Here is a 14,844-nt window from a genome sequence, read left to right on the forward strand (position 1 = left end):
TGGGCGCGAGCCCTAGGTGGATCAGTACTCGCTGGTGCGCCGCTCCTGCACGGTCTGAGTGCCGTCGGCGTGCGTGGTGGTGGCAACGGTCCGGCCGGCCCGGCCTCGGTTCCAGGTGATCGCGGAGAGCACGATCACCAGCGCACCGACGGCGGCGAGGATCCAGCCGACGGTGTTCAGGTCGACGCCCTGCACCTGCTTGTTCACGGCCAGTGCCAGGACGAGGCCGACTGCGAGTAGGAATGCTCCTCCGCCGTAACCCATGACGGTCTCCTTCAGGTCGTGCCCGCGTGCCGCGGGCCGTGATTCGCCGATGTGTGCGCCCACCAGTGCCCGGGTCTGATCCCCGTCAAACAGTCGCGGGTTCCGAGGCTGCGAGAGCCCGGCTCCGGGCCCTTCGGCGATTCAGATGGCGCACGGCGATTCGGGCCGTACGATGCCGTGACGGGGCTCACAGATCTCGGTGACGGGAAGACGGTGAGGGTGCGCGTGATCTCCCGCATCAATGCGGCGTTGGCCGCGCTGCTCGCGCTCGTGCTGATCCTGCTGGCGATCGTGCTCCTCGGGGGCAACAAGGTGCTGCCGTGGAAGACACCTGCGGAGAAGAGGGTCGACGCCTTCGGCGACGTGCAGGCCGCGGCGACGAGGTCCGTGTTGGCCTTCCTCGACGTCGATTACCAGCACATGGACGACAAGGCGATGACGATGGAGTCGCTCTCGACGGGCCCGTTCAAGAAGGAGTACGCCGCCACGGCCGTCGAGCTCAAGGCGGCGGCGCAGCGGGCCAAGGCCGTCTCGACCGGCGACATCCGCTACGTCGGCGTGAACTCGCTCGCCGGTAGCACCGCCAAGGCACTGGTCGCCGCAGACGCGGTCGTGGAGAACACCGCGACCAAGGGCCAGAAGGCCACCAGGGCCTGTCCGCACGACGGTGCTCGGTGCCACCAGTACCGCTTCGTGGTGACGATGCAGCGAACCGGCGGCACCTGGAAGCTTGCCGACCTGGCAGGGGCGTCATGAACGACCTGAAGGCTGAGTCGGCGCCCCCGGAGGGCGAGCCGCTCCGAGGGCGTACGCCGCCGCGCGGGACTCTGCTGACCGTGGCGCTGGTCCTGCTGGCCGGCGCCGGACTGTGGCACGGGGTACGTCAGGCGAACGACGACTCCGCCGCACCCGACGGGGAGCTCTCGTCGGCGACCGCCCGTGCGGAGATCATGGCCCAGGCCGGGAAGCTGGCCGCGACGGCGATGTCCTACCGGGCCGCCCAAGCCGATCAGGACATCGCCGCCGCGGAGAAGTTGATGACCCCGGCGATGCGCAAGAAGTATGAACGGGGCCTGCCGCCCGCCGCTGATCGTGCCCAGCAGGCCAAGGCGAAGGTGACCGTCAAGGCGTCGGTGGCGTCGCTGTCGGGCAAGGACGGCTGCCAGGGCGGCGACTGCGCCGTCTCGATCGTCTCGGCCGCCGAGGATCGCGCGCGGGTGCTGGTCTTCGTCGACCGGGCCGCGACCTCCACGAACAGCAAGGACAGCGTGGCCAGCCCGACCTGGGCGCTTCTCACCCTGGTCAACCAGGGCGGCGGCTGGCTGATCGACGACATGGCGTCGGCCTGAGACTCGCCGTTAGGATAGAACGTGTTCTCACATTGTCGCGCGGTTCCGCGCGGTAGGAAGGTTGGGCATGGCCGCCGGACGTGACACCGTACGACTCGATGAGCAGGAGCTCGGACGGTTCCTCGCTGAGCAGATGAAGGTCCAGGTCGCCACGATCGGAGCGGACGGCTCGCCCCACCTGGCAACGCTGTTCTACGCGCTCGACGACGCCGGTCGCATCACCTTCTGGACCTATGCCGCCTCGCAGAAGATCACCAACCTGCGCCGGGATCCACGGGTCAGTGCGCTGGTCGAAGACGGCAGCGACTACTCCGAGCTGCGCGGCGCCAGCATCCGCGGCACCGCCCGCCTGGTGGAGGAGTACGACGAGATCCGCGCCATCGGCAAGCAGGTGATGAGCCGGATGGCGGGCGGCGCAGATCTGGGGGAGCTCGGTGACCAGCTGATCGACAAGCAGGCGACCAAGCGGGTCGGCGTCGTCATCGAGCCCGAGCGGGTCGCCAGCTGGGACCACCGCAAGATGTCCGCGCTTCCCGGTCAGGGATGACGCGAGAGCAGGCACGGGCTCGACGGGGTCGAGCGTCGACGACCGTACGACGGACGAGGCTGGCTCCGGCGAGCCACCTCAGCGCAGCAGCAGCCTGACCGCGACGTCCAGCTGTTTCTCCACGTCCTCGGCGGCGCTGCGACCGGAGACCCAGCCGACGAGGGCGGCGAGCCAGACGTCGGAGATGACCCGGACGACAGCGGCCTCCTCCTCGGTCGCCTCGTTGTGCTCGGGGGAGCCGGTCATGGCGCGCGAGATCATGGTGGTCAGTCGCCTGCCGACGACGTGGATCTCGCCGGAGACGGACGCGTCGGCGAACATGAACGCCCGCACCATCGCCTCGGTCAGCAACGGCTGCTTCTGCAGCACCTTGGTGGTGCGGCTCAGGATGAACATCACCCGCTCGTGCGGGGTCGCGCCCGGGATCGCGCGTACGGCGGTGCGCTGCTCGGCCTGCTCGAACTCCCGGCCGAGCGCCGAGACCAGCAGGTGGATCTTGGAGGGGAAGTAGCGGTAGAGCGTGCCGAGCGCGACGTCGGCGTCATCGGCCACGGTGCGCATCTGGACGGCGTCGAAGCCGCCCGCTGAGGCCAGCGAGATCGTCGCATCAAGGATCCGCCTCCGACGCTCGCGCTGCGCCGCTGATCCGGTCTGCGTGCGCCTCTCGGCCGACCCCCTGCTCGTCACCGTGGTTCCTCGTCGCATTCAGGTCGACTCTCAGTCCGCGACCGTGCTGCCGCCGACGTGCTCGCGATGCCACTCGAGCCACTGCTGCACGGCGCCGATCGCCGCATGTGCGCGGATCGAGCCGAAGATCTCGAACGCGTGCTGGGCGCCGGGCAGCTCGGCGTAGGTGACGCCGGCCCGGGAGACCTCGCGCAACCGCTCCACGAAGGCGCGGGCCTGGCGCACCGAGACCATCGTGTCGGAGTCGCCGTGGATGACGAAGAAGTCGGGGGCGTCGGGAGTGATGTGCTCGATCGGGGACGCCTCGCGGAAGTCCTCGATGGTCGCGCCGTCCGCGAAGACGCGCCGGGTCAGGAACCGGCGAACGTAGACCGCGTAGGGGTCGTCGCCGGCAAGGTCGTAGACGCCGTAGAACGGCACACAGGCGGCCACCGGCGGGTCCGCGGTGAGCGCCGCCAGGGCCGCCAGGTGGCCACCTGCCGAGCCGCCGGTGAGGACGAGGTAGCCCGGATCTCCGCCGTACTCGGCGATGTGGTCACGCACCCACGAGATCGCGTTGCGAACGTCGTCGATCTGGGTGGGCCAGCGATACCTGGGTGCCAGTCGGTAGTTGATCGCGACGCAGACCCAGCCCTGGGCGGCCATCCGGTTCATCAGGAGCAGGCCCTGCTCCTCCTTGCGCCCGATCGTCCAGGCGCCGCCGTGGATCTGGACCAGCACCGGGGCCCCGGCGGCACGTTCGGCATCGTTCTCGCGGCGTCGGTAGACATCAAGTCGCGCCTTCACGCCACCCTTGGTGTAGGGGATGTCGCGGATCACCTCGACCCGCGGATCGGCCAGAGCGAACGGCCGGGCGAGCGTGCGCAGCGACGTCCTGGCGTCACGTTGCTCGTGCAGGGTCGGCTCCGGATCGACGGCGCTGAGCGTCTCGTCGAGGACCTCCTTGAACGCAGCGCCGGTGCCGCTCGCGCGCCAGGTGAGGTAACCCAGGCCGGCGGTGGTCGCGGCCGCGAGTGCCAGTCCGAGGGGCGTCGCCCGCCGTCTGGCGACCGCCACCGCAGTGTCCGCCAGCCCGGCGAGCAGGAGCTGGGGCGCAAGCTCCCCGGTGATCCAGCCGGCCGCGAATGCCGGCACGGCTGTGGCCTCGGAGTTGAGCGGGCGGACCGCGTTGGCCGTCAGTACGGCGAGGGCAGCCTGTCGCAGGGTGTGTCCGCGCATGCAGCCAATCTAGGGCCCGCTCGGTCGGTCAGCCTAGGAAGGGCCGGACGGCCAGCTGTCCACGGCGTGACTACCAGCGATCCGATCCTCGCCGCCCGGGGACCGGTGGCGCCATCGATGCTGCTGCCTGCCCCCCGACCACGTTGCGCGCTCTGTTCGCCGTGAGATGCTCCGCCAGCGCGCTGAGCGCCATCGGACGGGCGATGTGGTACCCCTGCGCGAGATCGCAGCCGAGGCCGCGGACCGCCTCCAGGTCGTCCACCGTCTCGACGCCCTCAGCCACGACCCGCATGCTGAGGTTGTGACCGAGGTCGATCACCGACCGCGCGATCGCCTTGCGCACCTGGTCGGTCGCCATGCCCGTGACGAACGCCCTGTCGATCTTGAGCTCGGCGATCGGCAGGTTCGCCAGATAGCCCAGCGACGTCTGGCCCTGGCCGAAGTCGTCGATGCTGACGTGCACGCCGGTCTGTGCCAGCTGCTCGAGGACGCTGCGTGCGCGCTCGGGGTTGGTGAGCAGCGCCGTCTCGGTGACCTCGATCACCAGCCTCGAGGCCGGCACTTCAGCACGCGCCAAGGCATCCGTGACCTGCTGCGCGAAGTCAGCACGGACGACGCTGCGAGCGGAGACGTTGACGCAGACCCGGATCGGCATGTCGTGCGCGGCGAGCCGGGACATGTCTTTGAGGGCTCGGTCGAGCACCCACGCGGTCAGGCGCTCGATCAGATCGGTCTGCTCGGCCATCGGCAGGAAGCGTGCTGGCGACAGCATCCCGTGCACCGGATGGTTCCATCGCACCAGCGCCTCGGCCGCGACGACCTCCCGCGACCTGGTCGATATCTGCGGCTGGTAGTGCAGGACGAGCTGCCCGCTGGCCAGCGCGTGCGGCAGCTCGGCGATCAGGTCCATGTCCGCAGCCACGAAGCGTTCCATGTCGGCGGCGTACTCGGCGACCACCGTGTGGTCGGCCTTCGCCGCATACATCGCCACCTCGGCCTGCTGCATCAACGACTGAGCGGTGACCTGCCCATCGCTGAACTGCACGTATCCCACACTCGGAGCCACCGACAGCGATCTCCCGCTCACCTCGGCCTCGGCGGAGACGAGCGCGGCGAGCCGGGTCAGGAGCGCGTGCGGATCCTGCGGGGCGCGCAGGACGAGGCCGAACTCGTCGCCGCCGAGTCGCGACACCACGTCGGGACGCTTGATGCCGGCGGAGAGGCGGCGTGCCACCGTACCGAGCAGCTCGTCGCCGCTGGCGTGGCCCAGTGTGTCGTTGAGGTCCTTGAAGTTGTCGAGGTCCATCACCGCCACGACGGCGGTCCTGTCGACGCCGACGACCCACGTCACTGCCTCCTCGACGCGCCGCATGAACAGCGCGCGGTTGGGCAGTCCGGTGAGGGCGTCGTGGCCGACGAGCCAGTCGTCAGCCGACACCTCCTGCCGCAGCCTGCGGCTGGCCACGAAGGCCACCAGGAGCAGGCAGACATACAGGCCGACCATCCACAGCGCCAGATCGCGATAGAGCGCGTGCAGGCTGGCCGTGACATCGGCCGCGATCGGCCCGTACGGCAGGAAGGCGTCGACCACGCCGATCTCCTGGGCCGGCGATCCGGCGGAGAGCGGGACGGAGACCGCCACGGCGGTGGGACCAGCCGCGCCGGAGCCGTTGCCGGAGCCGCTGCCGTCCGCGTTCAGGTGGGTGATCACGGCTGCCACGTCGCCTGAACCCGCCGTCACGTCGCCGCCGAGGCTGGCGGGCGGCTTCGCGGCCTTGCGTCTGCTGTTCTGGTCGTAGGAGAACACCACGCCCCCCTGCTCGTCGCGCAACTGCAGGCGGAGGAGGTGACCGTCGGCGACGGCGACGCCGGCCAGCCGCGCCATGGCATCGCGCTCGTTGCTCGACATTCCGGCGCTGAGCGGCCGACCGTCCAGCTGGGGTGCCACCGCCGTCTGCGCGACGAGCACCGCGGCCAACCGTGCCTCGGAGAGGCCACGGCTCTTGGCGGTGCCCCGCATGCTCAGCGACAGGCAGACACCGAGCACCATCACCGGGATCAGGATCAGTACGCCGTAGGTCAGCAGCTGTCGCGCCGGCGAGCCGGCTCGCCGGCGGCGTTGGTCGGTGCTGCGGGCCATGCTGCGGAACGTAGTGCACGCAAGGCGCCGTACCGTGGAGCCGCACCGTGGCGCCGAGCGGAACAGCTGCGGAATTCGGCTGGTGACGGTCCGCGTCGCCGGTCAGGGCTTCGCAACGCCTCCGGAGACCGCAACCGGCTCCTGGCCGCCCAGCAGCTCGACCAGGGCCTCGAACGCCATCGGCCGAGCGATGTAGTAGCCCTGCGCGAGGTCACAGCCCAGGCCTCGGACCGCGGCGAGGTCCGCCTCGGTCTCGATGCCCTCAGCGACGACGCGCATCCCGAGGTTGTGGCCGAGGTCGACCACCGACTCGACGATGGCGGTCCGCACGCGGTCGCTCGCCATGCCTGTCACGAACCCGCGGTCCACCTTGAGCTCTGCGATGGGCAGGTCCGCGAGATATCCCAGTGAGGTCTGGCCCTGGCCGAAGTCGTCGATGCTGACGTGGATGCCGGCCCGCGCGAGCTGTTCGAGAACGTCTCGGGCACGCTCGGGACTGGTGAGCAGCGCCGTCTCGGTCACCTCGACGACCAGCTGGGCGGCGGGCACATCGGCGCGCTGCAGGGCGTCGATCACCTGCTGGGCGAAGTCTTCGCGTACGACGCTGCGCGCCGAGACGTTGACGGCGATCGGGAGCGGTCTGCCGTGGGCCGAGAGCCGGGAGGCGTCCGACAGCGCGGCGTCCAGCACCCAGGCGGTCAGGCGCTCGATGAGGTCGGTCTGCTCGGCCATCGGCAGGAATCGTCCGGGCGGCAGCAGCCCGTGCCTCGGGTGGTTCCAGCGCACCAGTGCCTCCGCGGCGACGACAGCCCCTGAGGCCGCCTCCACCTGCGGTTGGTAATGCAGGACGAGATGGCCACTGATGAGCGCATGCGGCAGCTCTGCGATCAGCTCCATGTCTGCCGCCACGAAGCGCTCGAGCTCGGCGGCGTACTCGGCGATGACGGTGTGGTCGGCCTTGGCGGCGTACATGGCGACCTCCGCCCGCTGCATCGCCGTCTTGGCCGAGATCCGGTCGTCGCTGAGCAGGACGTAGCCGACGCTCGGCGCGACCGACAGCGGCAGTCCGCCGACCTCCGCCTCGGTGGCGACGAGCGCCGCGAGGCGGGAGAGCTCCCCTCGCGCGTCCTGGGGATCGCGCAGCACCAGGCCGAACTCGTCGCCGCCGAGGCGGGAGACGGTGTCGGATCGTCGGATACCGGCGCCGAGGCGGCGGGCGACGATACCGAGCAGCTCGTCACCACTGGGATGGCCGAGGGTGTCGTTGAGATCCTTGAAGTGGTCGAGGTCCATCACCGCGACCACAGCCGGTCGGCCGGTTCGCGCGGACCACGCGGCGGCGCCCTCGACGTGCTGGACGAACAGGGCCCGGTTGGGCAGGCCGGTGAGCGCGTCGCGGCCGGCCAGCCAGGCGTTCGTCGCGAGCTCGCGCCGCAGCCTGCGGCTGACGGAGAGCGTGATGACGAACAGCACCACGAACAGGCCGGCCAGCCCGAGCGCCAGGTCTCGGTAGAGCACGTGCAGGCCGGCTCTGACGTCGGCCTGGATGGGCGCATAGGGCAGGTAGGTCTCGAGGACTCCGATCTGCCGGGCCGGCTCGCCGGCGGTGAGCGGCAGGTAGACCTCGACCGCAGCCGGACCGAGCGGACCGGTGTCGTCGGCATCGGCGTTCACGTGGGTCAGCTGCGCCACCACGCCACCGTTCGCGGCCACGGCGACCTCGTCATCGTCCTCATGGCTGTCGCCGAGCTCGCCGCCGGCCTTGCCCTTCGCCTTGGCGGTGGAGTCTCGGGGGAACACCACCTCACCCTGCTCGTCACGCAGCCGCAGCCGTAACACGCGCCCATCGGCGACCGCGCGGCTCACCAGCCGCATCATCGCGCTGCGCTCGCGGGTGGACAGGCCCTTGCTGAGCGGCTGCCCGTCGAGCTGGGGCGCCACCGCGGTCTGCGCGACCAGGAGCGCCTCCGAACGGGCCTCGGCCAGGCCGCGGTTGTCCGCCATGCCCCGGATGCCGAGGGACAGGCCGAGCCCGAGCAGGAGCACGGGGATCAGGATGAGCACGCCGTGTGTCAGCAACAGCTGGATCGTCGAGCCCGTACGTTCCCGCTGCGGGTCGGAGCTGCGGGCCATGGCCGGAGGCTAGTGCACCGAAGGTCCGCACCGATGCGTTTCGCGTGGGTCGATGCCAGTGCGACGCGACCTACGGCGATGATGGCGCTCTGATGAACGACAGCCGGCCCACGCCCCACCCCGACCACACCGACCAGGCCCGGCGTGCTGTCGTCCGACAGGGGTTGTCGGTGGCGGTGGCGACGGGTCTGTACGGCGTCAGCTTCGGTGCGCTGTCCGTCACCAGCGGGCTGAGCGTGCTGCAGACCTGCTTGCTCTCGCTACTGCTCTTCAGCGGCGGCTCCCAGTTCGCCCTGATCGGCATCCTCGGCGGCGGCGGAAGCGTCGGCGCCGCTGTCGGCGCCTCCTCGCTGCTCGGCCTGCGCAACGCGCTCTACGGGCTGCAGCTGGCACCGACGATGCGGCCCACCGGTTGGCGCAGGTACGCCGTCGCGCAGCTCACCATCGACGAGTCCACGGCGGTGGCGGTGGCCCAGGAGGACCGGTCGCTGCGGCGCCTGGGGTTCTGGGTGACGGGCATCGGCATCTATCTGGGCTGGAGCCTGACGACGTTCCTCGGCGCGCTGGCGGGCAACGCCCTCGGCGATCCGAAGCAGTTCGGTCTGGACGCCGCCGCGTCTGCCGCCTTCATGGGACTGCTGTGGCCGCGGCTGCGGGCCCGTGAGCCGGTCGCGATAGCGATCGTCGCCGCCGTCGTCACCGCCGCACTGGTTCCGGCCGTCCCGCAGGGCATCCCCGTCCTCGCCGCGGCTGCCGTGGGTGCGGTCATCGCGTGGGTCTGGCCGGGCGCACGATGAGCACCTGGGCAGCGGTCCTAGCCGCATCCGTCATCGCCTTCGCCTGCAAGCTGGCCGGCTACTCCATCCCGCCCCGCTGGCTCGCCCACCCGCGGATCATCCGGGTGACGGCGATGCTGCCGGCGGCACTGCTCGCGTCCCTGGTCGTGCTGCAGACGTTCTCCACCGGCACCCGGCTGGTGCTGGACGCGCGCGCGGCCGGGCTCGTCGTGGCGGTGGTGGCCCTGGTGCTGCGGGCGCCGTTCATCGTGGTGGTCGTGCTCGCCGCTGGTACGGCGGCCGCACTGCGCGCTGCCGGATGGGGCTGAGGCACCCCGGGACACGCCCAGCCATGGCAACGGCGACCCGGCCCGATCGGGTCTAGGGTGTGAGCACGCAGCCACATGTGACGCTGGTCACATGTCATGACGGCGGCTCGGGCGTCGCGGCCACACAGCCACGAGAGAGGAGCGGTCGATGGGCGAGCAGGGACAGCACCGTGCGCCGGATGGAGCGGAGCACGACGTCGATGATGCACGACTGGCGAGCCTCGGTTACCAGCCGCAGCTGCGGCGGGTACTCGGACTCTTCGCCAACTTCTCGGTCGCGTTCACCTATCTCTCGCCGATGGTGGGCATCTACTCGCTGTTCGTGCTCGGACTGGGCACGGGCGGTCCGGCGTACATCTGGCTCAACTTCATTCCGATCGCGGGGATGCTGCTGGTCGCGCTGGTCTTCGGCGAGCTCGCCAGTCACTACCCGGTGGCGGGCGCGCTCTACCAGTACTCCAAGTTCTCCGTCGGTCCCGGCTACGGCTGGTTCGTCGGCTGGTTCTACGGGCTCGCGCTGCTGATCACGGTCGCGGCGGTCGACACCGGCGTGGTCACCTACTTCGCCGCCCTGACCCACAACTGGTTCGGCTGGGGCCTCGATCCGACCAGCCACCTCACGATCCTGTGGATCACCGTGGCGCTCCTGCTGATCCAGACCATCCTCAACATCACCGGTGCCCAGGTGATGGGCCGGGTCGCGCAGTTCGGCGTGTACGTCGAGATCGTCGGCACCTTCGGCATCGCCATCATCTTGGCGATCCACGGCTTCCACCACGGGCTGGGCTACCTGTTCTCGACGCAGGGGCAGACGCACGCGTCGGCCAACGCACTCGGGCTGAACTTCCACGGCAGCTGGCTGGGAGCGGCGCTGATCGCGGTGCTGGCGCCGGTCTACATCTACTACGGCTTCGAGTCCGCCGGCGACATCTCCGAGGAGACCAAGGACGCCGGCCGCCAGGTGCCCCGCGCCATGAGGCTCGCGGTGATCTGGGGCGGCATCGCCTCGATCGTGCTGACCGCGGCGCTGCTGCTGGCGATCCCGGGCGACGGAGCCAAGGGCGTCGGCGACGCGGTCGCCGGCGGGGTGCCGGCCATCCTGGGGCAGCTGCCGTCGGGCGTGCAGGACTTCCTGCTGCTGATGATCATCTTCGCGTTCTTCTCCTGCGGAACCTCGGTGCAGGGTGCCGGCAGTCGGCTGGCGTTCTCCTACGCCCGCGACAACGCGCTGCCGGGGTCGTCCTGGATCCGTCGGGTGCACCCTCGCTTCGGGACCCCGGTCAATGCCCTGATCGCCGGCGCGGTGGTCAGCGCGCTCTTCGTGCTGCTGGTCTTCGCCTCGCCCGCCACCGACAAGCACTTCGGCTTCATCACCTACCCCGGCGGGGTCAACGCCCTGGTCGCGCTGGTCTCCTTCGGCGTCAGCGGCATCTACCTGTCCTTCCTGATGACCGTGATCGCCGCGGTGATCGCCCGATCGCGCGGATGGGTGCCCGAGGGGCGGTTCACGATGGGGCGGTGGGGTCGGGTGGTGACCTGGCTCGCGCTGATCTACCTGGCCCTGATGCTGATCAACGTCGTGCTCCCGACCGGCGTGAGCTCTCCGCGCGCCTACTTCAACCTCGACTGGATCACCTTGGTGGTGATGTTCGTGATCGCCCTGATCGGCGCCGTGTTCTTCGCGGCGGTGCGACCTGATCGTGCGCTGCGCCGCCACCTGCACGACGGGCTGGAGGACAGCGGCGCGGAGCGCCCCAGCTGAGTGCATGGGCAGAGGGGCACACGCGTGCCCCTCTGCCCACCGCCGGTGGCCGAGGTGCGGGGGAGTGCTGGCCACGGGGCTGGGATCACGGCGTGGCGATGAGGCGGGCGAAGACCCGCCGTACCTCGCCCGCAGGCGCCGGCTCGGTGGCGAGCATGTGGTGGATGACCATGCCCTCGATCAGGGCGTCGACACCGCGCGCCGTCTCGGGGTCGAGGAACCGCCCGAGGGTCGCTCGGCTCGCCTCCATCCAGCCCTGCGTCACCGTGCGGAGCTCGGGATCGCGGAGCGCCGCCAGGTAGAGCTCGAACGCGATCGCCCAGTCGGCCGGATCCGCCCCCGCGTTGCCCTCGACCAGCGCCGTCACCGCATCGAGCAGGCCTGCGCGATCGACGACGCCGGCGAAGTGCCCGGCGTACACCGTCGAGAGTCGCTCGGCATGCTGCGCGAACGCCTGTCGGCACAGGTCGTCCAAGCCGGCGAAGTGGTAGGTGAGTGACCCGAGTGGCACGTCGGCGGCCGCCGCGACCAGCCGATGCGTGGTCCCCGCGCGTCCGTGCTCGGCGATCACGGCGAGGGCCGCATCGAGGATGCGCCGCTTCCGGTCGGGATCGTATCGACGGGGGCGGGTCACCCGATCCTCACAGCTCCCGCACGACGCGGGCCGGACTGCCGACCGCCACCACGCCGGCCGGAAGGTCGCGGGTGACCACCGACCCGGCGCCCACGACGGTGTCGGCACCGATGGTCACACCGGGGCAGACGACGACGCCGCCGCCGAGCCAGACGTTGTCGCCGATGGTGATCGGCTCGGCCGCCTCCCACTTGTCGCGCCGCGGCCCGGGCTCCAGGGGATGGGTGGCGGTGAGCAGCTGCACGTTGGGTCCGATCTGCACGTCCTCGCCGATGGTCACCGCGGCGACGTCGAGCACGACCAGGCCGAAGTTGGCGAACGAGCGCGCGCCGAACCGGGTCTGGTAGCCGTAGTCACACCGGAACGGCGGCCGGATCTCGGCGCCGTCGCCGTACTCGCCGAGCAGATCGCCGAACAGCGCGCGGATCTGTGCCGTCTCGGTCGGGTCGGTGGTGTTGATCCGGTGGGTCAGGCTCATCGCGCGGCGTGAGTCGGCCGCGATCTCGGGGTCGTCGGCGAGGTACAGGTCGCCGGCCAGCATCCGTTCGCGCATGGTCTTCTCACTCATATGTACGAATGTACGCATGAGTGGATGTTGACGCGTCAACGCGGGAGCTCACCGATCACCGGTCGGCCGAAGTGATAGCCCTGGCCGAGGTCGTAGCCGAGCTTGCACAGCACATCCGCCTGGTGAGCGGTCTCGATCCGCTCGGCCACCAGCCGCACGTCGAGGCTGCGTCCGATGCTGACGATGGCCTCCAGGATGGGAGCCTCGTCCGAGTCGTCACGGATCGCGCTGATCAGCGCGCCGTCGATCTTCATCACGTCGAGCGGCAGCTGCTCGAGCCGACGCAGCGAGGAGTAGCCGGACCCGAAGTCGTCGATGGCGATGAGTACGCCGCGCTCGCGCAGGGCACGCAGGTTGGTCAGCACCTGCGGCTGCTCGTCGTCGAAGGCGCCCTCGGTGACCTCCAGGATCAGGAGATCGCCCGGCATCGACCACTCGTCCAGCGTGGCCGTCACCATCGCCGCGTAGTCCGGGCTGCGCAGCTCCACCGCGGAGGCGTTGACGCCGACCGAGCGTCGCGGCCCGTCGGTGGTCATGACGGCCTGGCAGACGGTGGCCAGGGACCACGCGCCGAGCGAGCGGATCGCGCCGGTCCGCTCGGCCTGGGGGATGAACTGGTCCGGCATGACCAGTCCCTTCTGGGGATGCTGCCAGCGGGCCAGCGCCTCGCAGCCGATCACCTCGCCGGTGGTCAGGCGCACGACCGGCTGGTAGGCCAGCACCAGCTCGCCGGCCGCGATCGCCGCCTCGAGCTCGCTGGCGGCGCGGAGCGGATCGCCGTAGGCGACCGTCCGGTCGCGCCCGGTCATCTTGGCCTCGTAGAGCGCGACGTCGGCGCGGTTGATCAGCACCGAGCCGGAGTCGCCCGCCGTCCAGGCAGCCACGCCGACCGAGACGGTGACGTCGTCCGGCGCCCGGCTGCGCAGGTGGTCGGCGAGGTCCGCGGCCTGACCGAGGGTGGTGTCGGGAAGGAGCAGCGCGAACTCGTCTCCGCCGTACCGGGCGAGGGTGGCGGTCTGCGGGAGCGACTGCCCCCAGGTGCGGGCGCACGCGATCAGCAGCCGGTCGCCGGCGGGATGGCCTGCGGTGTCGTTGATCTGCTTGAAGCGGTCGACGTCGAGGACCGCGAGGGAGACCTTGCGCCCGTCGCGGTCGGCTCCGTGCAGCACCTCCTCGAGCCGTCGGTCGAAGCCGCGGCGGCTGGTGAGCCCGGTGAGGAAGTCCTGGTCGGCCGCACTGGCGGCGCGTGCCAGCCAGGCGACCACGACGGTCGTCCCGATCGTGCAGCCCTGGATGAGCACGATCGCACCGGCCGTGATGCCCACCGACGCCAGGCAGATCGTGCAGGCCGTCTCCGTGATCACCACGTGGACGAGTGCCTGCCAGAGCGGGAAGAGGAAGACCGCGTTGATCGTGACGAACAGGAACGGCATGCTCAGCGCGATCGATGCCGGGTCGCCGTGGCCCAGCAGGACGAGCCCGCAGATGAGTCCGGTGCCGGCCACGAGGACCAGGTGGTAGGCGCCACGCGGCAATCGGCGTCCGATCGCGATGATGATCAGGCCGATCGCGACGGCCACCACCGCGATCGTGACGACGCTGCGGTCGTCGACGCGATCGGATCCGAGCCCTGCGGCGGCGGCGACCAGGAGGATGGTGCCACCGAGGAGGTAGAGGCTCCCGCCCGTCCAGCGCAGCACGTTGATGGTCGCCACGGACGGGGCATCGCGCCACGCCCGGCTGCGGGCGACGGCGGTGGGGCCCAGGAAGCGGCGCTCGAGGTCCATCACCGGGTCAGTGTCCCAGTGCGAGGGCGAGGATGTGCGGGAAACCGCTGTCAGCTGAGCGTGGCGATGACCGCCGTACCGCCGTCCCAGGTGGCGGTGAGTCGCGCACCGGCAGTGTCCTGCTCGGCGAGCTCGGTCACGATCACGGGTACGGCGCCGGCCGGGGCCGGCTGGCCCGCGACGGTGGCGATCCTGACCGTGGGCTCGCGGGTGTCGAGGTGCTCGGCACCGTCCCACACCTCCTCCTCGGCCTGTGACTGCTGGCCGCGCAGTGCGCGTCCGAAGCAGCCGCGAGCGACCGGGTCGCCGAGCCCGTCGTAGACCCAGCGGGTGCCGAGCACGCTGTGCTCCATCGTGCAGGCCAGGTGCTCCTCGGCGCCGTCGAGCGGCGTGCCGCGGTAGGTCAGGACGGCGTGCCTCGTCGCACCGCCGACGGTGAGGATGAAGCCCTCGACGCCGACCTCGCCGTCCGGGTCGTCGAACCGGTAGGCGCCCCGCACCGTCACCGGCGCGCCGAGGATGCGCTCGAGGACCTCGCCCTTGGTCGGGCTGATCGTGGCCTTGTGGATGACCGCCATGCCGGCAACTGTAGCGGCGGGCCAGCAGACAAGAACCGTGGAGTGGGATGCGCACCTGGTGCGCATCCCACT

The 14,844-nt window shown here is 70.6% G+C and carries 15 protein-coding genes; 6 read left to right on the forward strand and 9 right to left on the reverse strand.

Going from position 1 to position 14,844, the window contains the following annotated elements; genetic code table 11:
- Positions 1–21: 21 nt before the first annotated feature.
- Positions 22–264: a DUF6458 family protein gene (locus H036_RS0118835; RefSeq protein WP_017936363.1), complete on the reverse strand. Its 243-nt coding sequence runs from the start codon at positions 262–264 to the stop codon at positions 22–24.
- Positions 265–477: 213 nt separating this feature from the next.
- On the opposite strand from H036_RS0118835, the gene H036_RS23735 reads away from it, so the two are divergent.
- From H036_RS23735 to H036_RS0118850, 3 genes are all read left to right on the forward strand, one after another.
- The gene (locus tag H036_RS23735; RefSeq protein WP_157417631.1) at positions 478–1,020 is read left to right on the forward strand and encodes a hypothetical protein; all 543 of its coding nucleotides are present in this window, start codon (positions 478–480) and stop codon (positions 1,018–1,020) included.
- Positions 1,017–1,613 (forward strand): hypothetical protein, encoded by a 597-nt coding sequence (locus H036_RS0118845; RefSeq protein WP_017936365.1) that lies wholly within the window; start codon positions 1,017–1,019, stop codon positions 1,611–1,613. The genes H036_RS23735 and H036_RS0118845 overlap by 4 nt, the downstream gene beginning before the upstream one ends.
- Positions 1,614–1,680: 67 nt before the next feature.
- Positions 1,681–2,160 (forward strand): pyridoxamine 5'-phosphate oxidase family protein, encoded by a 480-nt coding sequence (locus H036_RS0118850; protein WP_017936366.1) that lies wholly within the window; start codon positions 1,681–1,683, stop codon positions 2,158–2,160.
- Between the two features lie 78 nt (positions 2,161–2,238).
- Here H036_RS0118850 and H036_RS0118855 read toward each other — a convergent pair whose 3' ends face one another.
- From H036_RS0118855 to H036_RS24635, 4 genes are all read right to left on the reverse strand, one after another.
- Entirely contained in the window at positions 2,239–2,847 is a 609-nt protein-coding gene (locus H036_RS0118855) for a TetR family transcriptional regulator (RefSeq protein ID WP_017936367.1), read from the reverse strand.
- Positions 2,848–2,877: 30 nt separating this feature from the next.
- Complete coding sequence (locus H036_RS0118860; RefSeq protein WP_017936368.1) at positions 2,878–4,065, reverse strand: alpha/beta hydrolase; 1,188 nt, start codon at positions 4,063–4,065, stop codon at positions 2,878–2,880.
- Between the two features lie 70 nt (positions 4,066–4,135).
- On the reverse strand, positions 4,136–6,205 hold the full coding sequence (locus H036_RS24630; protein WP_017936369.1) for a putative bifunctional diguanylate cyclase/phosphodiesterase: 2,070 nt from the start codon (positions 6,203–6,205) through the stop codon (positions 4,136–4,138).
- A 102-nt stretch (positions 6,206–6,307) separates the two neighbouring features.
- Entirely contained in the window at positions 6,308–8,338 is a 2,031-nt protein-coding gene (locus H036_RS24635) for a putative bifunctional diguanylate cyclase/phosphodiesterase (RefSeq protein ID WP_017936370.1), read from the reverse strand.
- Between the two features lie 92 nt (positions 8,339–8,430).
- Between H036_RS24635 and H036_RS0118875 the strand changes: the two genes are divergently transcribed.
- The 3 genes from H036_RS0118875 to H036_RS0118885 all read left to right on the forward strand — a co-directional run bounded on the left by H036_RS0118875 (position 8,431) and on the right by H036_RS0118885 (position 11,205).
- Positions 8,431–9,135 carry an AzlC family ABC transporter permease gene (locus tag H036_RS0118875; protein WP_017936371.1) on the forward strand — a complete coding sequence of 235 codons (705 nt, stop codon included), beginning with the start codon at positions 8,431–8,433 and terminating at the stop codon, positions 9,133–9,135.
- Positions 9,132–9,443, forward strand: coding sequence for an AzlD domain-containing protein (locus H036_RS0118880; protein ID WP_026146170.1), 312 nt, complete (start codon positions 9,132–9,134; stop codon positions 9,441–9,443). The genes H036_RS0118875 and H036_RS0118880 overlap by 4 nt, the downstream gene beginning before the upstream one ends.
- Before the next feature lie 148 nt (positions 9,444–9,591).
- On the forward strand, positions 9,592–11,205 hold the full coding sequence (locus H036_RS0118885) for an APC family permease (RefSeq protein ID WP_017936373.1): 1,614 nt from the start codon (positions 9,592–9,594) through the stop codon (positions 11,203–11,205).
- Positions 11,206–11,290: 85 nt separating this feature from the next.
- Here H036_RS0118885 and H036_RS0118890 read toward each other — a convergent pair whose 3' ends face one another.
- Genes H036_RS0118890 through H036_RS0118905 form a run of 4 tightly spaced genes read right to left on the reverse strand, consistent with a single transcriptional unit; the run spans position 11,291 to position 14,772 of the window.
- The gene (locus H036_RS0118890; RefSeq protein WP_017936374.1) at positions 11,291–11,839 is read right to left on the reverse strand and encodes a TetR/AcrR family transcriptional regulator; all 549 of its coding nucleotides are present in this window, start codon (positions 11,837–11,839) and stop codon (positions 11,291–11,293) included.
- Between the two features lie 7 nt (positions 11,840–11,846).
- Positions 11,847–12,407, reverse strand: coding sequence for a sugar O-acetyltransferase (locus tag H036_RS0118895; RefSeq protein WP_017936375.1), 561 nt, complete (start codon positions 12,405–12,407; stop codon positions 11,847–11,849).
- Between the two features lie 35 nt (positions 12,408–12,442).
- Positions 12,443–14,194, reverse strand: coding sequence for a putative bifunctional diguanylate cyclase/phosphodiesterase (locus tag H036_RS23750; RefSeq protein WP_017936376.1), 1,752 nt, complete (start codon positions 14,192–14,194; stop codon positions 12,443–12,445).
- 50 nt (positions 14,195–14,244) lie between these two features.
- The gene (locus tag H036_RS0118905) at positions 14,245–14,772 is read right to left on the reverse strand and encodes a maltokinase N-terminal cap-like domain-containing protein (RefSeq protein WP_017936377.1); all 528 of its coding nucleotides are present in this window, start codon (positions 14,770–14,772) and stop codon (positions 14,245–14,247) included.
- Positions 14,773–14,844 lie beyond the last annotated feature (72 nt).

It is taken from the genome of Nocardioides sp. Iso805N (genome assembly GCF_000364605.1).
Classification (GTDB): domain Bacteria; phylum Actinomycetota; class Actinomycetes; order Propionibacteriales; family Nocardioidaceae; genus Nocardioides.